The organism is Pseudomonas sp. D3-27, assembly GCF_051132165.1.
Classification (GTDB): Bacteria; Pseudomonadota; Gammaproteobacteria; order Pseudomonadales; family Pseudomonadaceae; genus Aquipseudomonas.
This window is the reverse complement of sequence record NZ_CP071667.1, coordinates 4,596,576-4,615,289: the sequence shown is the minus strand read 5'-3', so window position 1 is coordinate 4,615,289 and position 18,714 is coordinate 4,596,576. Positions and strand designations below refer to the sequence as shown.

Here is an 18,714-nt window from a genome sequence, read left to right as displayed (position 1 = left end):
AAGTTTTTCATTGAGTGACGGGCCGCATCTCAGGAGGCTCCATGAACCTCGATTCCACGCCGTCGGACGTGCTTTATCAGTCTGGCTTCGGTAACGAATTTTCCAGCGAAGCGCTGCCTGGCGCCTTGCCGGTTGGCCAGAACTCGCCGCAAAAAGCGCCGTACGGGCTGTATGCCGAACTGTTTTCCGGTACCGCCTTCACCATGGCCCGCAGCGAAGCGCGGCGAACCTGGATGTACCGCATCCGGCCATCGGCCAACCATCCGGCCTTTACCAGGTTGGAACATCAGCTGGTCGGCGGCCCGCTGGGCGAGGTCACGCCGAATCGCCTGCGCTGGAGCCCCCTCGAAATTCCCGGCGAACCGACCGATTTCATCGACGGCCTGGTGCGCATGGCCGCCAACGCTGGCGCGGACAAACCGGCTGGCATCAGTATTTATCACTACCGGGCCAACCGTTCCATGGAGCGGGTTTTCTTCAATGCCGACGGCGAATGGCTGGTCGTGCCGCAATCAGGGCGGTTGCGGATTGCCACCGAGTTGGGCGTGCTGGAACTGGCGCCCTTGGAAATCGCCGTATTGCCCCGTGGCTTGAAATTCCGCATCGAATTGCTCGACGCCCAGGCTCGCGGTTATATCGCCGAAAACCATGGTGCGCCGTTGCGCCTGCCGGACCTGGGGCCCATCGGCAGCAATGGCCTGGCTAACCCGAGGGATTTCCTGTCGCCGGTCGCTCAATACGAAAATCTCGCCCAACCCACTACGTTGATCCAGAAATTTCTCGGGGAGCTGTGGACCTGCGAACTGGACCATTCGCCGTTTGACGTGGTGGCCTGGCATGGCAACAACGTTCCATATAAATATGACCTGCGCCGTTTCAACACTATCGGCACGGTCAGCTTCGACCATCCGGACCCGTCGATTTTTACCGTGCTGACGTCGCCCACCAGCGTCCATGGCTTGGCAAATCTCGATTTCGTGATTTTCCCGCCGCGCTGGATGGTGGCCGAGAATACCTTCCGTCCACCTTGGTTCCACCGCAATCTCATGAATGAATTCATGGGGCTGATCCAGGGCGCCTACGATGCCAAGGCTGAAGGTTTCCTGCCGGGAGGCGCGTCGCTGCACAGCTGCATGAGCGCCCATGGTCCCGACGGCGAAACTTGCACCAAGGCCATCAATGCCGAACTCAAACCGGCAAAAATCGACAACACCATGGCGTTCATGTTCGAGACCAGCCAAGTGCTGCGCCCGAGCCGTTTCGCCTTGGACTGCCCACAATTGCAAACGGACTACGATGCCTGCTGGGCCTCGTTGCCGGTCACCTTTGACCCGACCCGGAGATAATCCATGACTCATGTTTCATCCACCCGTAGCTGGGTCGACTCCGCCAACGGCCATGCCGACTTTCCCTTGCAGAACCTGCCGCTGGGTATTTTCAGTCCGGCTGGCGAATCCCCGCGCAGCGGCGTTGCCATCGGCGATCGGATTTTCGACTTGCAGGCGGCGCTGCAAGCAGGCCTGTTCGACGGCGCTGCGGGCGAAGCCATCCGGGCGATGGAAGACGGCCAGTTGAATGCGTTCTTCGACCTCGGCCGTGGCGCCCGCGTTGCCTTGCGTGAACAGTTGCTGGAGTTGCTGCGCGAGGGCAGCCCTCGGCGGGACGAGATCGTGGCCCAGGGTGAAAAGCTGCTGCCACTGGCAGCGAACTGCCAAATGCACCTGCCGGCGAAAATCAACGACTACACGGATTTTTACGTCGGCATTGAGCACGCGCAAAATGTCGGCAAGCTATTTCGGCCGGACAATCCGCTGCTGCCTAACTACAAATACGTTCCCATCGGTTACCACGGACGTGCCTCGACGGTCCGGCCGTCGGGCACCGATGTACGCCGCCCGAAGGGCCAGACCTTGCCGGCTGGGCAGGCCGAGCCAACGTTCGGCCCCTGCGCGCGGTTGGACTACGAGCTGGAACTGGGGATCTGGATCGGCAAAGGCAACGCCCTTGGCGAGCCGATCGCCATCGGCGACGCGGCCGAGCACATTGCCGGTTTCTGCCTGCTCAACGATTGGTCGGCCCGGGATATCCAGGCCTGGGAATACCAGCCACTGGGGCCGTTCCTGTCGAAGAGCTTCCTGACCAGTGTCTCGCCATGGGTCGTGACCGCCGAAGCCCTCGAACCGTTCCGCCGTCCGCAGCCAACGCGTCCCGAGGGCGATCCGCAACCGTTGCCGTACTTGCTGGACAAACGTGACCAGGCTGAAGGGGCATTCGACATCGAGTTGGAAGTGCTGCTGCTGACCGAAGCCATGCGTGAGCAGAACCTGCCGGCTCATCGACTGACCCTGAGCAATACCCAATACATGTACTGGACGGTGGCGCAAATGGTTGCGCACCACAGCGTCAACGGCTGCCAGTTGCAAGCGGGCGATCTGTTTGGCTCGGGTACGCTGTCGGGACCGCAAAGCGGTCAGTTTGGCAGCCTGCTGGAAATCACCGAGGGCGGGAAGAAGCCGATCGAACTGGCATCTGGCGAAGTCCGCAAGTTCCTGGAGGATGGCGATGAAATCATCCTGCGCGCCCGTTGCAGCCGCGAGGGCGTCGCGTCCATCGGCTTCGGCGAGTGCCGCGGCAAGATCCTGTCGGCACGGTGAGGCATGGGAATGGAACTCTATACGTATTACCGTTCCACTTCGTCCTACCGGGTGCGTATTGCCTTGGCGCTCAAGGGCCTGGATTACCAGGCCCTGCCCGTCAACCTGATCGCCGCGCCGGGGGGCGAGCATCGCCAGCCGGCGTACCTGGCAATCAATCCACAGGGACGGGTACCGGCGCTGCGCACCGATGAGGGGGCGTTGCTGGTGCAATCGCCGGCCATCATCGAATACCTGGAGGAACGTTATCCACAGGTGCCGCTGTTCAGCGGCGACCTTGCGACCCGCGCCCATGAACGTGGCGTCGCGGCGCTGATCGGTTGCGATATCCATCCCCTGCACAACGTCAGCGTGCTCAACAAGCTGCGCAAATGGGGACACGATGAAGCGCAGGTGACTGAGTGGATCGCGGACTGGATCAGCCAGGGGCTGACGGCGGTGGAGCAATTGATTGGTGACAACGGCTACTGTTTCGGCGAATTGCCTGGCGTGGCGGATGTGTACCTGATCCCGCAGCTGTACGCCGCCGAGCGGTTCAATGTTTCATTGCAAGCCTACCCGCGAATCCGCCGTATCGCGGCGTTGGCGGCTGGGCATGAGGCCTTTAAGCGGGCGCATCCGGCGAACCAGCCCGATACCCCTGCCTGATTTGGCATAAGGCGGCCTATCGCCGTTGCGAGCAAGCTCGCTCCCACATAGGGCACGCCAGACCCAAGCCCTTCGTGGGAGCTGGCGATGGCGATACAACAATCATCAAGATTCAAAAAGCCCGTTCAATGCACAATCGAATTGGGCGGCAGATGCCCCAGTCGCTCGGTCAAGCGCAGCCGTTGAATTGGATCTTCACTGAGCATCAAGGCATGCTCAAGGTCAAAACGTTCGGCGTTGGGGCAGTCGAGCCGTTGATAGAGGCTGGCGCGCGCCAGGTAGTCGGCGGCGTTGGCGTTGCCCATTTCCAAGACGCGTTCGGCGTCGATCAGTGCCGCAATGTAATCATCATTGGCCAGATGCAATTGCCGCAGGTTGCGCGACAACCGTTGCAGCATTTGCATCGGCTGGGCATTGACCAGATGTTCAGCCTTGAGCTGCAGGTTCGGGCCATATTGGCGTTGCAGTAATTCCCGGCAATCGTTGGGGTACAACCGACGTCCACCGCATGGGTCGAGCAGATGATCGGCGCCGGGCACCCGCAACAGGAAGTGGCCGGGAAAGTTGACGCCCGCCAGCGGGATTTCCAAGCCGCGAGCCAGTTCCAAGGCTATCAGGCCCAGGGCTAGCGGCTGGCCGTGCTTGCGCGCCAGGACCTTGTCCAGCAACGCCGCGCGAGGGCGTAGCGGGGCGGAGTCGTCCTGTGCGAAACCCAGGTCATTGAGGCGTCGAAGCAACGGTTGGCCCAGTTCGCTGGGCGGCAGCATGGGCAGGCCATGGCTGACGTGCCGTTGCAGCTCCTGAAACACCTGCAGCAACGCCGGTACGTCCACCTCTCGATCGTGTTCGGCGGCAATCCATAGCGCGGCTTCGAACAACGCCGGTGGGGAACGGTGCAGACAGTCAAAAAAGGCTTGGCGCGGCTTCATCACAGTCTCCGGACTATGCCTCGTTTTAGCTCTGCCGTGGCTTTTCGTCCAGTCTCGCAAATACGCAGTAACAGGTTATGCCTAAAAAGCTGCGCGACACTTGGGCTTATTCCGGCGTGCTCCAGCAAATTTCGACCGCGCGCCTATACTGGCGAAACAGACAAAAGTGATTCGGGAGCCTGTCGATGTTTGCTCTCATGCAAAGCTCCCGCCTTGAATCGCTGCACTTGAGCGTAGACCCGGCAACCGGGTTGAAGGCGGTGATTGCCATTCATTGCAGCCGTCCGGGGCCTGCCCTGGGTGGCTGTCGTTATCTTTCCTACCCCGACGACGAAAGTGCCGTGGCGGATGCGGTGCGCCTGGCCCAAGGCATGAGCTATAAAGCCGCCTTGGCTGGTTTGCCCGTGGGTGGGGGAGTGGCGGTCATCATGCGTCCGGCGCATGTCGACAGCCGGGCCGCACTGTTCGAAGCCTTCGGGCGCTGCATCGAGCAGTTGGACGGACGCTACATCACCGCCATCGACAGCGGCACGTCCGTGGCCGACATGGATTGTATTGCCCAGCAGACCCGTCATGTCACTAGCACCACCGCCGCGGGAGACCCGGCGCCCCACGCGGCGATGGGCGTTTTCGCCGGCATCCGTGCCACGGCCATGGCCCGCCTGGGCAGCGATAACCTGGAGAGCCTGCGGGTTGCCATCCAGGGCCTGGGCAATGTCGGTTATGCCCTGGCCGAACAACTGCACGCAGCGGGCGCGGAATTGCTGGTCAGCGACATCGATCCCGGCAAGGTCCAATTGGCAATGGAACAATTGGGCGCCCATCCCATTGCCAACGATGCCTTGCTCAGTACCCCTTGCGACATCCTGGCGCCCTGCGGTCTCGGCGGCGTGTTGAACAGCCACAGCGTGGCGCAACTGCGCTGCTCGGCGGTGGCGGGCTCGGCTCATAATCAGTTGAGCAATCTGCAAGTCGCTGATCAGCTGGAAAGGCGCGGGATCCTTTATGCCCCGGACTACGTCATCAACTCAGGCGGCCTGATCTACGTCGCCCTGAAGCACCGCGGTGAAGAATTGCCAACCATCACCGCGCACCTGTCGAAGATCGGTGCGCGGCTCACGGAAGTCTACGCCCACGCCCAGGCGGAAAAACGCTCGCCGGCCCGAGTGGCCGACGAATTGGCGGAGCGTTTGTTGTACCGATAAAAAAAGATCGCAGCCTTCGACAGCGTGTGCATGGAATATCTAATGCACGCGCTGCCGAAGGCTGCGATCTGTTGGTTCATTCGTCCGACGGATTGAGCAATTCGGACAGGGCGTCCGGCTGGCTCTTGAATGCCTTGGCGAATACATCGCGATTCTTCGCCATGTAGATTCCTGCTTCCTCCACCTGTTGCTCGCTCAGCGATGGAACGGCTTTTTGCAACACCTCGGCCAGCAATTCGGCGAGCTCCAGCATTTTGTCATGACGGTCAGCTTCGGCTTTATCCATGAACAAGCGCTCCAGATCTCGGCTGCTGCGGTATACCACTTCGACGGCCATTCACCACCTCACATGCCTTCACATTGGTTTGTCTGTGTGACTACTGTATTTATATACAGGGCAAAGAATAAGCGAATCCTTTCCCTTTGGGTAGTGGCTTTTTAATGTAGACCGGTTTCCAGACTTGTCGCGCACGCCATGTTGGTGCTCGGCGTGGCCGATTCAAGTCAGCACGTGTCGAATACCAGCCCATCGCCATCTCATCTCTGACAATGGCCTTTTTTCTGCATGCAGAAAACCGTCACGTCCATCCCGCATCATCCGGTCGAGTCGACCTAAGGAAACTACATCGTGAAAATCAACTGGGCCGAGAACCTGCGCCAGAACGTGCATCAACTGGCCGAATCCCTGGGCAACCTGTTCGTCGAGACGTTCCATTACCTGGCGTTGTTCGCCATCGGTGCGGTGACCGCCTGGGCGGCGGTGATGGAGTTTATGCAGATGATCGAGGTGGGGCACATCAAGATCGACGATATCTTGCTGTTGTTCATCTATCTGGAACTGGGGGCAATGGTCGGGATTTACTTCAAGACCAACCACATGCCGGTGCGTTTCCTGATCTACGTGGCGATTACCGCGCTGACGCGGCTGTTGATTTCCAACGTCTCCCACCACAGCCCGCCGGACCTGGGAATCATCTACCTGTGCGGCGGCATTTTGTTGCTGGCGTTTGCGATTCTGGTGGTGCGCTACGCCTCGTCGCAGTTTCCGTCGGTAAAGATCGAACATCCGCACCGCAAGATCGGTGCGGGTTCCAGCGAGCATTCGGAGGTTGAGAAAGGCGAGATCTAAACGCCGACAGCGGAGGGTGCCGGGCCTTGTGATTGCGGTGGTGGCACCTTGATGTTGTCGCCGCCGGTCATGGCCTCGAGAATCGCTACGGCGCTATGGCCCTGTTCGATGGCAATGCCGAACTGGATGCTTTGCACCAGGCGTCGAAGCCGTTCCGGATCGTTGCGTTGCTGGGCGCTGATCATGCGCTTGGCGACGATGCGCCCGCCCTTGGACAGGGTCAGCATGATGCTGCCATCCAGGCCCTGGATGCTCAAGTTGATTTGGTATTGCGGCGCGAAGGCGTCCGTAATGATCTGAAAAGGATTGTCCATGATGCGTCACCGCCTGATTGAACGTGCAGTTGTTGACCGGCCTTGATCGGGATTAGTTCGCAACACCGGACCGTCGGCCATTCCATGTTCGTGTTCATCCAGCAATCGAGGGGCCGGGCAGGCGATGGATCGGTAGATCCCTGCCTGCGGCAGCTCCGCCATGAAGTTTGCAAGGCGCATGCCGGAATAACTTCGGACCAATGAGCCGGGGGGCGGGCTGGCGAATGCTCTGCGATGCAGGTCTGGGCGTAGCCCTTTTCAGGGCAACGAGGGGCGGATGTTCCCTTGCGGTGCAGGCTAAAGAGAGGATTGTCGGGAGGGATGCGTGGCGAGGCAACTCCCGACATTAACAGCGCTTCTGGCGATTGTCCGGCTTTATTTGCAAATGAATATTTATCTTTTTTTGGGGCTTGAATTGTTCCGCTGCCAGCCCGACTCTGTATTCAAGGGGCCGTTGCGCTAACGTCGATGGGCCCCTGGCGAGCTAGCCGAAATAAGGGATGAACTATGCAAATCCAAGTCAACAGCGATAACCATATTCAAAGCAGCATCCGACTGGAGGAGTGGGTACGTACTACCATTGAAAGCACGCTCGAACGTTACGAAGAAGACCTGACACGGGTCGAGGTTCATTTGGGGGATGAGAACGGCGACAAGCCTGGTCCCCACGATTTGCGATGCCAGCTTGAAGCCCGGCCAAAAGGCCATCAGCCAATTTCGGTGACACACAAGGCTGAATCGCTGGAACTTGCCATCGAAGGTGCTGCCACCAAGCTGGAACATAAGCTGGAGCATCTGTTCGGAAAATTACGCGGCAAGCGTGGCGCCAGCAATGGCCAGACAGAATCGATTGCCCTGGCCGATGCAATGCTGGAGGAAGAATTCCTGGAAAACGAACGAGCCGCGCTCAACGGCTGATCCTTCCGTCTATCGAGACGTCTGACTGAAAACGGGCCTGCAATCGCAGGCCCGTTTACGTTCAGCGCAAAAATGCCTGCCGATATTCTCCGGGCGTCGCGCCCAGGGACTGGCGAAAGCGATTGGCGAAATGACTCGCACTGGCGAATCCGCAGGCCAGCGCCACGTCGCCCAACGGCTGTGGGGTGGTGCGCAGCAGGTATCGCGCCCGTGAAAGGCGCCGCGCCAGCAGATACTGATGGGGCGGGAGCCCGAAGCTCTCGCGAAACATCCTGGCGAAATGGTATTCGGACAAGGCACACAGGGCTGCCAGTTGCCCAAGGCTGACGGCCTCGCCCAGATGACTGTCGATGTAGTCCACTAGCAGACGCCGTTGATGAGGCGCCAACCCTCCCTTCAAGCGCAGCCCCTGGCGCGGGCTCACCTGACTGAGCAGCAGATGACCGAGCAGGTCGTGGGCCAGGCTGGTGCAGAGCAGGCGTTCGGCGGGCTCTTCCCAGTTCAGTCTGATCAACTGATGAAAGCGCCGCGCTTGCTGTGGGTCGTCAAGGAAGGTCGCCTCGTGCAACTGCACCTGCCGGGGTTCGCGGTCGAGCAAAGTGACGCAACCGACGGCAAATTGTTCGGAACTGAAATACAGATGGGCAAGACGGATATCGCCATTGATGACCCACGCCGACTCATGGCCGGCCGGCAAGACGCAGAGCTTGCCCGGCGCCCCGGTGGTATCGGGCCGCTCGCGACGAAACGTACCGGTGCCACCGGCGATGTAGCATGACAGCGTATGGTGAGTCGGCGCCTCGTAATCCCGGGCGTCGTGATGATTGCTCCACAAGGCAGCCGCCATGCCGTCACCGAGCTCGGCGCTGTGCTCGAGGCGAGCATTGGGCGAGCTGTTGAGGGCTTGGAAGACTTGTAGGGTTTGCAGCGTGGCCATGATCGGTTCTCCAACGCTTGCATCCTACTCTGTCGAAAGCCCGGTGCCAGCCCGTCACCGGTAAAAACCGCAAGTTTGCGCAAGCGCGGGGCAGGTGTCGGCATGACACTGGAGGCCAATGCCAGGAGTTACCGTCATGAACCTTTCGTTGTATCTGCTCACCGTGCTCATATGGGGCACTACCTGGATCGCCCTGAAGTTGCAGCTAGGCGTCGTTGCCATCCCTGTGTCGATTGTCTACCGCTTCGGTCTTGCAGCGCTGATCCTGTTTGTAATGCTGTTGCTCAGCCGGCGCCTGCAAGTGATGAACCGGCGCGGCCACCTGATTTGCGTTGCGCAGGGGCTGTGCCTGTTCTGCGTCAACTTCATGTGTTTCCTCACCGCGAGCCAGTGGATTCCCAGTGGGCTGATCGCCGTGGTGTTCTCCACCGCAACCCTCTGGAACGCTCTGAATGCCCGGGTGTTCTTCGGCCAGCGGATCGCCCGTAATGTCTTGCTGGGCGGAGCCTTGGGATTGTTGGGATTGGGGCTGCTGTTCTGGCCGGAACTGGCTGGCCACAGCGCAAGCCCGCAGACGTTGCTAGGGTTGGGGTTGGCGCTGCTGGGCACCTTGTGTTTCTCGGCGGGCAACATGCTTTCGAGCCTGCAACAGAAGGCCGGCCTCAAGCCGTTGACCACCAATGCATGGGGCATGGCGTATGGGGCGACGATGCTGGCGGTATGGTGCCTGTTCAACGGCATACCATTCGACATGGAATGGAACGTGCGATATGTCGGCTCGCTGCTGTACCTGGTGATCCCGGGCTCGGTCATCGGTTTTACCGCCTACCTGACCTTGGTCGGCCGCATGGGGCCAGAGCGAGCAGCGTATTGCACGGTCCTGTTCCCGGTGGTGGCGCTGAACGTCTCGGCATTCGCCGAAGGCTATCAATGGACGGCGCCAGCGCTGGTTGGGCTGCTGTTCGTGATGCTGGGCAATGTGCTGGTGTTTCGCAAAGTGCGCCCGGTCGCTATGAAGGTTGCCTTGGGTGCCCGCTGAGCGGGCAAGGATGCAGGCCCGCTGGGGCGGGCCTGGGAGTGTGTTTATTTCCAGCTTTGCGGGTTGACCAGGTTCGCCGGTCGATCGCCCATCAAGGCGCTGCGCAAGTTTTCCACAGCGAGATTGGCCATGGCCTCACGGGTTTCGTGAGTAGCCGAGCCGATATGGGGCAAAGTCACCGCATTCTTCAACTGGAACAGCGGCGAAGCGGCCAGTGGCTCTTTTTCATAGACATCCAGCCCGGCGCCGCGAATGCGGTTGTTCTGCAAGGCTTCGATCAACGCCGGCTCGTCCACCACGGGGCCCCGGGAGATGTTGACCAGGATAGCGCTCGGTTTCATCAGGGCCAGCTCGCGTTGGCCTATCAGGTGACGGGTCTTCTCGCTCAAGGGCACCACGAGGCAGACGAAGTCCGCTTCGGCCAGCAACTGGTCCAGGGAGCGGAATTGTGCGCCCAGCTGATTTTCCAGATCAACCTTGCGGCTGTTCCCGCTGTACAGGATTGGCATGTTGAAGCCCATTCGACCACGCCGGGCGATGGCCGCGCCAATGTTGCCCATGCCGACGATGCCCAGAGTCTTGCCGTGCACGTCGCTGCCGAACAGCTGCGGCCCGACTGACGCCTGCCACTGTCCGGCCTTGGTCCAGGCGTCCAGTTCAGCGACGCGGCGGGCGCTGCTCATCAGCAGGGCGAAGGCCAGGTCGGCCGTGCTTTCAGTGAGCACGTCGGGGGTATTGGTGAGCATGATCCCGCGTTCGTTGAAATACGCCAGGTCATAATTGTCGTAACCCACCGACACGCTGGAAACCACTTCCAGTTTCGTCGCGTTCTGCAGTTGCTCGCGGCCGAGCTTGCGACCGACACCGATCAGTCCGTGGACGTGGGGCAGGGCTTCGTTGAACTGCGCGTTGATGTCGCCGTTCGATGGGTTGGGCACGATCACGTCGAAGTCCTGTCGCAGGCGCTCGATCATGGGAGGCGTGATACGGCTGAAGGCAAGTACGGTTTTTTTCATCGTGCAAGGCTCTCTGCATGGGATACCAAGCACGCTAACATTCTTGGCGCGGGTTAGGCGAGAGGCGGGGAGTAATCGCAGCAGCGCAAGTCCTTTATGGGGGCGAGCTTGCTCGCGATAGCGGTGCATCAGGCACCGGGAGCTTGGCAAAGATATCGCCATCGCGACCAAGCTCGCTCCCACTGGTAGTCTCTACGAAATCAGGCGGCCCGCAGGGAAATGAAGGCGTAATTGGCCGGTGCCTCGGTGACCACGCTTGCGCCACTGGCCGTGACCTGGCTGGCGATATCATCTCCCGACAAGTGGAACTGCCACTCGGCTTGCTGCTCCAGTGGCTGCAAACGGGCCTGGTCGATAGCCACGGCAAAGGCCGCCATGTCCGGCAGATACGCGGTAAACCCGTCGCCTTTCAGCGCAGTGGTGTGGATGCCCAGGGACGCGCATATGCGCGCCTTGGTGCCGATTTCGTCACGATCGGCCTGGCGTGAACGAGCGATCAGCCCGGCCAGTTCCTGGTCAACCAGCTCCCCACCGATGATTAACTTCGGGCCCGTTTCCCACGACTCCGGCGGGCAATCCTTGGCGGCGGGATTGAGCGGGATATGCGGGTTGATTTCCATGGGATAGATACGACACACCAGGGGGCGGCGTTCGTAGATACGGCAAAGATTGTCGGCGTCCAGGTTATGGCAGGGGCCAGCGTTATAAGCGGCGAAGGTGATCGCCACCAGGGCTTCGCTCGTGCCACTGCGCACGACGGTGGAACGGCGTTCGGCATGTTCGCGTTGAGCCACCGGCAAGCCGAGGCCATTGGGCAGGAAGGCCTCGGCCAGGACGATCACCTGGCCGCCATCATTGGCCCACATCCGCGCCTCGTCGAGGGTCAGGGGGACGTGGTGACCGGTGCAGCATTTACCACACCCTACACAGGAAAACGTTGTGTTCATTGACTGACCGAATGGGAAAGGCTGGAAGGCGTCGGAAAAACGCCGGCTGAGCCCTGCGTAGCAAATTATGCGCCAGTCACCGGGCAGGACCGGCCGGACGGATCGAGTCCCATTCGGTCACGACCGCGGTCTTGGTTTTCTTGCGGTAAAGGCACAGCTCGGTGCCGGTGGCGCCGTTCATGTGTTTCTGAGGGTACTGGCCTTGCAGCAACAGCGCGGTGTAGCCGACCCGGTCGTCGAATTGAGCGGCGGTGCCGACCGGTTCGGCGTTCTTCAATCCACTGGCCTTGACGCAGCTGGCGAGCACTTTTTTGTCGTAGGCGGCCCAGGCATCGGAGCTCGATGCATGAACCTGCGAAGACACCGCGGCCAGGGCGAGAAGAATCAGGGTAGGGGCTTTCATCAGGAAAATCCTTGTTCTGGGATGCCAAAACAAGAGTATGCCTGAGGTTGCAGGAGAGGGCTGTTATCGAGGCTGATCGCGGTCTCGTTGTGCCTAAAAGCGACAACGAAACCTGCAATCGGCGCGGGTGAAATCAACGACCTTGTTCGGCAACGGCCTTGGCCGCCGTGATCAGGCATTTGGTCAGTTCGGGCGAAGAGAACTTGGTGAGTACGCCGTTGGCGCCGGCCAGCCGGGCTTTTTCGCTGTTCATCGCGCTGTCGAGCGACGTGTGCAGCAGCACGTAGATATGCGCGAAATCGGGCGTTTCGCGCAGGGTCCGGGTGAGGGCGTAGCCATCCATCTCCGACATCTCGATGTCCGAAACGATCAGGTTGATCTCCTGCGCGGTGCCTTGCAGTTCCAGCAGGCAGTCAATGGCTTCCTTGGCGCTGCGTGCGGTGTGGCATTGCAGGCCCAGGTTGCGCAGGGTATGCACCGATTGTTGCAGCGCGACCTGGCTGTCGTCGACCACCAGAATTCGAGCATCGCCGAGCACTTCGGCGTCTTCCATGCTCAGCTCGGTCGGCGCTGTCTCGATTTGCGCCGGGGCGATGCCGTGGATGACTTTTTCGATATCCAACACCTGCACCAAGGTGCCATCCACCGAGGTCACGCCGGTAATGAACGCCCGTACGCCGCCAGAGCCGTAGGGCGGTGGCTTGATGTCTGTCGTCAGGCAATGGACGATCTTGCTCACCGCCTGTACGTGCAGCCCTTGTTTGGAGCGGCTGACGTCCGTCACGATCAGGCAGCCGCCGTCCGGGTCTTCGAGCGGCCGCTCGCCGATGGCACGGCTCAGGTCGATCACCGACAACGATGCCCCGCGCAGCGTGGCGATGCCTTTGACGTGCGGATGCGACTCCGGCAGCTTGGTCAGGGGCGGACAGGGAATGATTTCACTGACCTTGAGCAGGTTGATCGCCATCAGCTTGCCGCTGCGCAAGGTAAAGAGCAGAAGCGAAAGAGAATCTGCGCGGGCTTTGTTGGAGGACATAAAAACCTTCTGTTGAAAAGGTGGGGCGAGCGCGAACATCGCCAAGACAGCTTTTGATAACGGGTTATCGACGTGTTGAGGGCAGGCTTTAGGGCGAAAGCCATAGATGGCCGATTACCAGGGCGGGCGTGTCGCTACTTCAAGCCCAGCCGCTTCGCCATTCGTCCCAGATTGGCCCGGTCCAGGCCCAGCTCACGGGCCGCGCTGGCCCAGTTATGCTGATGGCGTTCCAGGCAGGCGTTGATCATCTGCCGCTGGTAGTTCTCCGTAGCCTGGCGTAAATCCCCTGTCACCGGCACCGTGCAAGTGGATGCCGGGCGGGCGGTAGGAAGGTCTTCCGGCGCGGCATGGGGCAAGTCAAGGTCATTGGCGCTCAAGCTGAGGATTCTCGGTCGTACCGGATGGTTGCCTAATGCTTTCAACGCGCTGCGACCGATCAGGTGTTCCAGCTCGCGCACGTTGCCAGGCCAATCGTAGGCCAGGAGTGCGGCTTGGGCATCGCTGGTCAAGCGCAGGCTGCCCAGGCCCATGCGTGAACGGTTCTGCTCGAGGAAAAAACCGGCAAGAAGCAGCACGTCGCGTCCGCGGTCGCGCAGCGCGGGCACCTGTAGCGGGTACACACTCAGTCGATGATAGAAATCGGCCCGGTAACGGCCGTTGCGCACTTCTTCGGCGAGGTCGCGATTGGTGGCCGCGATCAGACGCACGTCGACGCGGTGTTCCTTGTCCGAGCCCAGGCGCTGCAACTGCCCACTTTGCAGGACGCGCAATAATTTTGCCTGGACAGTCAAGGACAGCTCGCCCACCTCATCGAGGAACAACGTGCCGCCATCGGCCAGTTCGAACTTGCCCCGACGGTCGTTGGTGGCACCGGTGAAAGCACCGCGTACATGGCCAAACAGCTCGCTCTCCACCAAGGTATCCGGAAGGGCGGCGCAATTGAGGCTGATCATCGGCTGGTCGGCACGGTTGGAGGCGGCGTGAATGGCTTGGGCGACCAATTCCTTGCCGACCCCGGTTTCGCCGGTGATCAGCACCGTCAGGTCGCTGCCACCCACGAGCTTGATTTCCTCCACCAGGCGTTTGTGGGCCTTGCTTTGGCCGACCATGTCGCGATGCTGCTGGCCGCTCGCCTGACGATAGACCTCGGCGCGGTGATGCTCGTCTTCAGCCTTCAAGGCCAGCCGCTCGATACGTTCGGCAGCGCTGACCGTGGCCGCGGCGAGGCTGGCGAAGGCTTGCAAGGCGCTCAGGTCGATAGGCTCAAAGCGTTCCGGGTCCAGCGAGTCCAGCGTCAGCAAGCCCCACGGCTGCTCATCGACGAACAGCGGGCAACCCATGCAGTCATGCACTTCCAGATGCTCGTCCAAGCCTTCGACCAGCCCATCGTAAGGGTCGGGCAGGTCGCTGTCGGTTGCAAAGCGAGTGGGTAGCGGATTGCCGAGCAATGCCTCGAAGCGGGGGTGTTCGCTGATGCGGAACCGGCGCCCCAGCGTATCGGTACTCAAGCCATCCACCGCCAGCGGCACGAGGCAATCCCCATCCAGGCGCAACAGCGCGGCGGCATCGCACGGCAGCAGGGCGCGCAGGGCGCCGAGCAAGCGGCGGTAGCGCTCGCCCTCCGGCAGCTCGCGGGAGAGGTCTGCCACCAGTGGCAGCAGTGACGTTAGCAGGGAGGTCGCGGTCATAATGACTCCATCTGGTCGTAATGACTATAAGCGCTGCCGTGTCTTTATGACTATGTTGTTTTCAACTTACTGAAAAACAAGCATAAATTTTCTGGCATGGAATGTGATAAGCAAGATATCAGTTATCTATGTCACGTGAGGGGTTTACCCATGCTGAGTCAAGAACAGCGCGCCATCATTCGTTCCACCGTTCCGTTGCTCGAGAGCGGCGGGGAAGCGCTCATCACTCATTTCTACCGCATGATGTTGTCCGAATATCCACAAGTGCGCCCACTGTTCAATCAGGCTCACCAAGCCAGCGGCGACCAGCCTCGGGCGCTGGCCAATGGCGTGCTGATGTACGCCCGGCATATCGATCAGCTCGACCAACTGGGCGACCTGGTGGCGAAAATCGTCAATAAGCATGTCGCCTTGCAGATTCAACCCGAGCATTACCCGATTGTCGGCGCCTGCCTGCTGCGGGCGATTGCCGAGGTGCTGGGCGAAGAAATCGCCACGCCTGAAGTGATTTCGGCATGGGGCGCCGCCTATAACCAATTGGCCGATATCCTGATCGGTGCCGAAGCTGGCCTGTATGACCAGAAGGCCGCGGCACCGGGTGGCTGGCGCGGTGAGCGGGCGTTTATCCTGGTCGACAAGGTACAGGAGAGCGCGGAAATCACTTCGTTCTACTTCGAGCCGGCAGACAAGGGGCCCATCCTGCAAGCGGAGCCAGGCCAGTACATCGGCATGAAGCTGCTCCTGGATGGCGAGGAAGTACGCCGCAACTATTCCTTGTCGGCGCTTGCTGACAATGGTCGGTACCGCATCAGCGTCAAGCGCGAGGCGGGTGGCCGGGTGTCCAACTACCTGCACGACCATTTCTCGATCGGCAGCGGCATCCAGCTGTTTCCGCCGTCCGGAGACTTCTACCTCACCGACAGCGACAAGCCTTTGGTGCTGATCAGCGGGGGCGTTGGCATCACTCCGACCCTGGCGATGTTGCAGGCGGCATTGCAAACCGAACGCCCGGTGCATTTCATCCACTGCGCGCGCAACGGCCGTGTACATGCCTTCCGCGACTGGATCGACGACCTGGCCGGGCGGCATCCGCAACTCAAGCGCTTCTATTGCTACGACGAGCATGACGGCACGAGCCCTGCGGCTGACAAGGTGGGGCTGTTGAGCCAGGATCAACTGGCGCAATGGCTGCCGGAACAGCGTGACCTGGACGTCTATTTCCTTGGACCGAAAGGTTTCATGGCGGCGATCAAGCGCCATCTCAAGGCCTTGGGCGTGCCGGCGGAGCAAAGCCGCTACGAGTTCTTCGGGCCGGCGGCGGCTTTGGAATAGCCTTTATCGCGAGCAAGCTCGCTCCCACAGGGAATTGTGGCGCGCACAAAACTGTGTCGCTGCGATGAACATTGTGGGAGCGAGCCTGCTCGCGATAGCGGTAGCTCTGCCGACGCGCCATTGGAATTAATCCGCGCTTAACCCCCTTCCTGTTTATTCCCTCGATGCTGCCGGCTGCCGCTCGTTCACTATCTGCGTGTAGACTTCGGCCATCCGACAACGCGCCGAGCACAGTCATGCGGCGCGTCGATCCATGCAGATGAAGGGAAACGCAATGAGTGAACAAATAATGCGCCTGGGCCGTGAGCGGCGCTACCTGGTGTTGCTGGGGGTGATCTGCCTCGCACTGATCGGCGGCGCGCTGTATATGCAGGTCGTGCTGGGTGAGGCGCCATGCCCACTGTGCATCCTGCAACGCTATGCGTTGTTGCTGATCGCCCTCTTTGCCTTCATCGGTGCGGCCATGCGCACCCGCCGCAGCCTGACGATTTTCGAAGGGTTGGTCGTGCTGTGTGCGTTGGCCGGCGCGGGCGTGGCGGGGCATCACGTCTACACGCAGTTCTTTCCGGCGGTCAGTTGTGGCGTCGACGTCTTGCAGCCGATTGTCGATGACCTGCCACTGGCGAAGATCTTCCCGCTGGGTTTTCAGGTTGATGGTTTCTGCTCCACGCCGTATCCCCCTGTCCTGGGATTGTCGCTGGCGCAGTGGGCGTTGGTGGCATTCGTGTTGACCGCCGTGCTGGTGCCCTTGTTGGTGTCCCGTAATCGCAAAGCCCTACGCTAGAGTCGATCTGCACAGACGCCCCGGTTTTTTCACCAAGACCCGGGGCGTTTTTTATTTCGGCGCCGTTTGGGACCCGCCTTGATCCGAAGCAGGAATGCCCTGCGACGATGTGCGACACGTTGTCACACATCGTGCCTCTGCGTTCCTTTCAAGCGGTGAATTGACGCTGCAACCTGTAATAAAAAAACGGCCTGATATCCTCCCCGACCGCAATATTGTCATCTTCCATGCAGGCATTTTTAACAGCGAAGCGCCGTGACGCCTAGGCCCCGTAAAACGGGCGCTGACGGGTCATGCAAGCCCGGCGAAAACGTACGCAGCTGTCTAAATCGGGCGTAGTAGCCTTACGTTTTTTGGGGTTCTTGTTGAGAATGTATTTCGATAACATGCTGGCCCGTTGCAATATCGGCGATAGATTGTTGCCGGATCGGATAAAAATTATTTCGGGTTAAGACATGGTCTCCAACGCCGCAGCTCACTACAATCGCCCGCACCGATTTTCCGACCCGGCTCAGGCTTGAGCACGAGAGTGGTCGAAGGGCGCCAGCGCCCCATGCGACCCCAGGTGTCGGTGCCTCCAACTACCCGCACCAAATGGAATTGGGCTTGAGAACTAGGCCTTTGACCAACGAATAAGAACTCACTGCTGGCCCGGGATGTGTCGAACAGCCGCTGACGTTCGACGGGCAGCCCTTATTCAATCCAAGAAAATGCCAACCCTTGGCAGGGTGAAGTGTTGGCGATCAAAACCCAACTGCATTGCGCAAGCTGCTTTAGAGGTCGTGAGATGAGTAAAAACAGGTACCCCCGATTACTAGGCTTGTTGCCGCTGCTCGGCACGTTGCTGCTGGGAGGCTGCAACATGACCCTGCTCGATCCCAAGGGCCAGGTCGGCCTGGATGAACGAAACCTGATCATCACCGCCACGCTGCTGATGTTGCTGGTCGTTGTGCCGGTTATCGTCATGACGTTCTTGTTCGCCTGGAAATACCGCGCGTCCAACACCAGTGCCACCTACACCCCGAAATGGTCCCACTCGACCAAGATCGAAGTCGCGGTGTGGACCATTCCGGTATTGATCATCATTGCCCTGGGTTACATCACCTACAAGTCGACCCACGCACTGGACCCGTACCGTCCGCTGGATTCCGACGTCAAGCCAATCACCATTGAAGTGGTCTCGATGGACTGGAAGTGGCTGTTCATCTATCCGGAACAAGGTATCGCCACGGTCAACAAGATCGTGTTCCCGGCCCACACGCCGATCAACTTCAAGGTCACCTCCGACACCGTGATGAACTCGTTCTTCATCCCGGGCCTGGGCGGCCAGATCTACGCGATGGCGGGCATGCAGACCAAGCTGCACCTGATCGCCAACCAGAACACCGAACTTGAAGGTATCTCCGCCAACTACAGCGGCGCGGGTTTCACCGGCATGAAGTTCAAGGCGACCGCCACCACCCAGGAAGAATTCGACGCCTGGGTAAACGAAGTGAAGAAGGCACCTAAACAGCTTGAAAAAGCTGAATACGAAGCCCTTTCCAAGCCGAGCCAGAACAACCCAGTCGAACTCTACTCGTCGGTCACGCCGAACCTGTTCCAGACCATCATCGATAAGTATGAAGGGATGAATCCGGGCAAGCCGATGCATCACGAGAAGAAAGAGAAGGAAGTGGCCCACAACATGGAAGGGATGGACATGAGCTCGCATTCAGCTGCCGGGGCAGAGGAGTAA

General features: G+C 60.2%; 19 protein-coding genes. 10 read left to right on the top strand and 9 right to left on the bottom strand.

The annotated features are described in order from the left end of the window. Nucleotides 1-41 precede the first annotated feature (41 nt). Genes hmgA through maiA form a run of 3 tightly spaced genes read left to right on the top strand, consistent with a single transcriptional unit; the run spans nucleotide 42 to nucleotide 3,302 of the window. Entirely contained in the window at nucleotides 42-1,346 is a 1,305-nt protein-coding gene (gene hmgA / locus J3P92_RS20885) for a homogentisate 1,2-dioxygenase (protein WP_434648919.1), read from the top strand. Between the two features lie 3 nt (nucleotides 1,347-1,349). Further along, nucleotides 1,350-2,654: a fumarylacetoacetase gene (gene fahA / locus J3P92_RS20880; RefSeq protein WP_434648917.1), complete on the top strand. Its 1,305-nt coding sequence runs from the start codon at nucleotides 1,350-1,352 to the stop codon at nucleotides 2,652-2,654. Nucleotides 2,655-2,663: 9 nt separating this feature from the next. Next, nucleotides 2,664-3,302, top strand: coding sequence for a maleylacetoacetate isomerase (gene maiA / locus J3P92_RS20875; RefSeq protein WP_434648916.1), 639 nt, complete (start codon nucleotides 2,664-2,666; stop codon nucleotides 3,300-3,302). Nucleotides 3,303-3,427: 125 nt separating this feature from the next. Here maiA and J3P92_RS20870 read toward each other — a convergent pair whose 3' ends face one another. Further along, nucleotides 3,428-4,231, bottom strand: coding sequence for a SirB1 family protein (locus J3P92_RS20870; protein WP_434648914.1), 804 nt, complete (start codon nucleotides 4,229-4,231; stop codon nucleotides 3,428-3,430). 185 nt (nucleotides 4,232-4,416) lie between these two features. Between J3P92_RS20870 and J3P92_RS20865 the strand changes: the two genes are divergently transcribed. Continuing rightward, nucleotides 4,417-5,436 carry a Glu/Leu/Phe/Val dehydrogenase dimerization domain-containing protein gene (locus J3P92_RS20865; RefSeq protein ID WP_434560579.1) on the top strand — a complete coding sequence of 340 codons (1,020 nt, stop codon included), beginning with the start codon at nucleotides 4,417-4,419 and terminating at the stop codon, nucleotides 5,434-5,436. Between the two features lie 76 nt (nucleotides 5,437-5,512). On the opposite strand, the gene J3P92_RS20860 is transcribed toward J3P92_RS20865, so the two are convergent. Continuing rightward, nucleotides 5,513-5,773 (bottom strand): YebG family protein, encoded by a 261-nt coding sequence (locus tag J3P92_RS20860; RefSeq protein ID WP_003205410.1) that lies wholly within the window; start codon nucleotides 5,771-5,773, stop codon nucleotides 5,513-5,515. A gap of 291 nt (nucleotides 5,774-6,064) precedes the next feature. On the opposite strand from J3P92_RS20860, the gene J3P92_RS20855 reads away from it, so the two are divergent. After that, entirely contained in the window at nucleotides 6,065-6,565 is a 501-nt protein-coding gene (locus J3P92_RS20855; RefSeq protein WP_434560577.1) for a phosphate-starvation-inducible protein PsiE, read from the top strand. Here J3P92_RS20855 and J3P92_RS20850 read toward each other — a convergent pair. After that, nucleotides 6,562-6,879: a DUF3509 domain-containing protein gene (locus J3P92_RS20850; protein ID WP_420765471.1), complete on the bottom strand. Its 318-nt coding sequence runs from the start codon at nucleotides 6,877-6,879 to the stop codon at nucleotides 6,562-6,564. The two genes, J3P92_RS20855 and J3P92_RS20850, sit on opposite strands and share 4 nt — an antisense overlap. Nucleotides 6,880-7,386: 507 nt before the next feature. Between J3P92_RS20850 and J3P92_RS20845 the strand changes: the two genes are divergently transcribed. Further along, nucleotides 7,387-7,797 (top strand): HPF/RaiA family ribosome-associated protein, encoded by a 411-nt coding sequence (locus J3P92_RS20845; protein ID WP_039591615.1) that lies wholly within the window; start codon nucleotides 7,387-7,389, stop codon nucleotides 7,795-7,797. A gap of 61 nt (nucleotides 7,798-7,858) precedes the next feature. Here J3P92_RS20845 and J3P92_RS20840 read toward each other — a convergent pair whose 3' ends face one another. After that, a complete protein-coding gene (locus tag J3P92_RS20840) occupies nucleotides 7,859-8,734 on the bottom strand; it encodes a helix-turn-helix domain-containing protein (RefSeq protein ID WP_434607705.1) in 876 nt (291 codons plus the stop codon). 136 nt (nucleotides 8,735-8,870) lie between these two features. On the opposite strand from J3P92_RS20840, the gene J3P92_RS20835 reads away from it, so the two are divergent. Then, nucleotides 8,871-9,773, top strand: coding sequence for a DMT family transporter (locus tag J3P92_RS20835; RefSeq protein WP_420765469.1), 903 nt, complete (start codon nucleotides 8,871-8,873; stop codon nucleotides 9,771-9,773). Nucleotides 9,774-9,817: 44 nt separating this feature from the next. Here the strand turns inward: J3P92_RS20835 and J3P92_RS20830 are convergent, their stop codons facing one another. From J3P92_RS20830 to norR, 5 genes are all read right to left on the bottom strand, one after another. After that, entirely contained in the window at nucleotides 9,818-10,789 is a 972-nt protein-coding gene (locus tag J3P92_RS20830; RefSeq protein WP_434648912.1) for a 2-hydroxyacid dehydrogenase, read from the bottom strand. Between the two features lie 200 nt (nucleotides 10,790-10,989). After that, nucleotides 10,990-11,736, bottom strand: a complete 747-nt coding sequence (locus J3P92_RS20825) for a YkgJ family cysteine cluster protein (RefSeq protein WP_434648910.1) — start codon at nucleotides 11,734-11,736, stop codon at nucleotides 10,990-10,992. Nucleotides 11,737-11,812: 76 nt separating this feature from the next. After that, a complete protein-coding gene (locus tag J3P92_RS20820; protein WP_420765466.1) occupies nucleotides 11,813-12,139 on the bottom strand; it encodes a hypothetical protein in 327 nt (108 codons plus the stop codon). A 133-nt stretch (nucleotides 12,140-12,272) separates the two neighbouring features. Further along, complete coding sequence (locus J3P92_RS20815; protein ID WP_420765465.1) at nucleotides 12,273-13,175, bottom strand: chemotaxis protein CheV; 903 nt, start codon at nucleotides 13,173-13,175, stop codon at nucleotides 12,273-12,275. Between the two features lie 134 nt (nucleotides 13,176-13,309). After that, nucleotides 13,310-14,863, bottom strand: a complete 1,554-nt coding sequence (norR, locus tag J3P92_RS20810; RefSeq protein ID WP_434607694.1) for a nitric oxide reductase transcriptional regulator NorR — start codon at nucleotides 14,861-14,863, stop codon at nucleotides 13,310-13,312. A gap of 150 nt (nucleotides 14,864-15,013) precedes the next feature. Between norR and hmpA the strand changes: the two genes are divergently transcribed. From hmpA to cyoA, 3 genes are all read left to right on the top strand, one after another. Continuing rightward, on the top strand, nucleotides 15,014-16,195 hold the full coding sequence (gene hmpA / locus J3P92_RS20805) for an NO-inducible flavohemoprotein (protein WP_434648908.1): 1,182 nt from the start codon (nucleotides 15,014-15,016) through the stop codon (nucleotides 16,193-16,195). Between the two features lie 274 nt (nucleotides 16,196-16,469). Further along, nucleotides 16,470-16,979, top strand: a complete 510-nt coding sequence (locus J3P92_RS20800; RefSeq protein WP_434648906.1) for a disulfide bond formation protein B — start codon at nucleotides 16,470-16,472, stop codon at nucleotides 16,977-16,979. Between the two features lie 787 nt (nucleotides 16,980-17,766). Continuing rightward, on the top strand, nucleotides 17,767-18,714 hold the full coding sequence (cyoA, locus tag J3P92_RS20795) for a ubiquinol oxidase subunit II (protein ID WP_420765460.1): 948 nt from the start codon (nucleotides 17,767-17,769) through the stop codon (nucleotides 18,712-18,714).

Bases quoted from the DNA above. Each gene is read 5' to 3' on its own strand.
- J3P92_RS20840 (WP_434607705.1), bottom strand. From the start codon at position 8,734: ATGGCCACGCTGCAAACCCTACAAGTCTTCCAAGCCCTCAACAGCTCG.
- maiA (WP_434648916.1), top strand. From the start codon at position 2,664: ATGGAACTCTATACGTATTACCGTTCCACTTCGTCCTACCGGGTGCGT.
- fahA (WP_434648917.1), top strand. From the start codon at position 1,350: ATGACTCATGTTTCATCCACCCGTAGCTGGGTCGACTCCGCCAACGGC.
- J3P92_RS20820 (WP_420765466.1), bottom strand. From the start codon at position 12,139: ATGAAAGCCCCTACCCTGATTCTTCTCGCCCTGGCCGCGGTGTCTTCG.
- J3P92_RS20860 (WP_003205410.1), bottom strand. From the start codon at position 5,773: ATGGCCGTCGAAGTGGTATACCGCAGCAGCCGAGATCTGGAGCGCTTG.
- hmpA (WP_434648908.1), top strand. From the start codon at position 15,014: ATGCTGAGTCAAGAACAGCGCGCCATCATTCGTTCCACCGTTCCGTTG.
- J3P92_RS20825 (WP_434648910.1), bottom strand. From the start codon at position 11,736: ATGAACACAACGTTTTCCTGTGTAGGGTGTGGTAAATGCTGCACCGGT.
- J3P92_RS20850 (WP_420765471.1), bottom strand. From the start codon at position 6,879: ATGGACAATCCTTTTCAGATCATTACGGACGCCTTCGCGCCGCAATAC.
- J3P92_RS20865 (WP_434560579.1), top strand. From the start codon at position 4,417: ATGTTTGCTCTCATGCAAAGCTCCCGCCTTGAATCGCTGCACTTGAGC.
- J3P92_RS20830 (WP_434648912.1), bottom strand. From the start codon at position 10,789: ATGAAAAAAACCGTACTTGCCTTCAGCCGTATCACGCCTCCCATGATC.
- J3P92_RS20835 (WP_420765469.1), top strand. From the start codon at position 8,871: ATGAACCTTTCGTTGTATCTGCTCACCGTGCTCATATGGGGCACTACC.
- hmgA (WP_434648919.1), top strand. From the start codon at position 42: ATGAACCTCGATTCCACGCCGTCGGACGTGCTTTATCAGTCTGGCTTC.
- J3P92_RS20800 (WP_434648906.1), top strand. From the start codon at position 16,470: ATGAGTGAACAAATAATGCGCCTGGGCCGTGAGCGGCGCTACCTGGTG.
- cyoA (WP_420765460.1), top strand. From the start codon at position 17,767: ATGAGTAAAAACAGGTACCCCCGATTACTAGGCTTGTTGCCGCTGCTC.
- J3P92_RS20845 (WP_039591615.1), top strand. From the start codon at position 7,387: ATGCAAATCCAAGTCAACAGCGATAACCATATTCAAAGCAGCATCCGA.
- norR (WP_434607694.1), bottom strand. From the start codon at position 14,863: ATGACCGCGACCTCCCTGCTAACGTCACTGCTGCCACTGGTGGCAGAC.
- J3P92_RS20870 (WP_434648914.1), bottom strand. From the start codon at position 4,231: ATGAAGCCGCGCCAAGCCTTTTTTGACTGTCTGCACCGTTCCCCACCG.
- J3P92_RS20815 (WP_420765465.1), bottom strand. From the start codon at position 13,175: ATGTCCTCCAACAAAGCCCGCGCAGATTCTCTTTCGCTTCTGCTCTTT.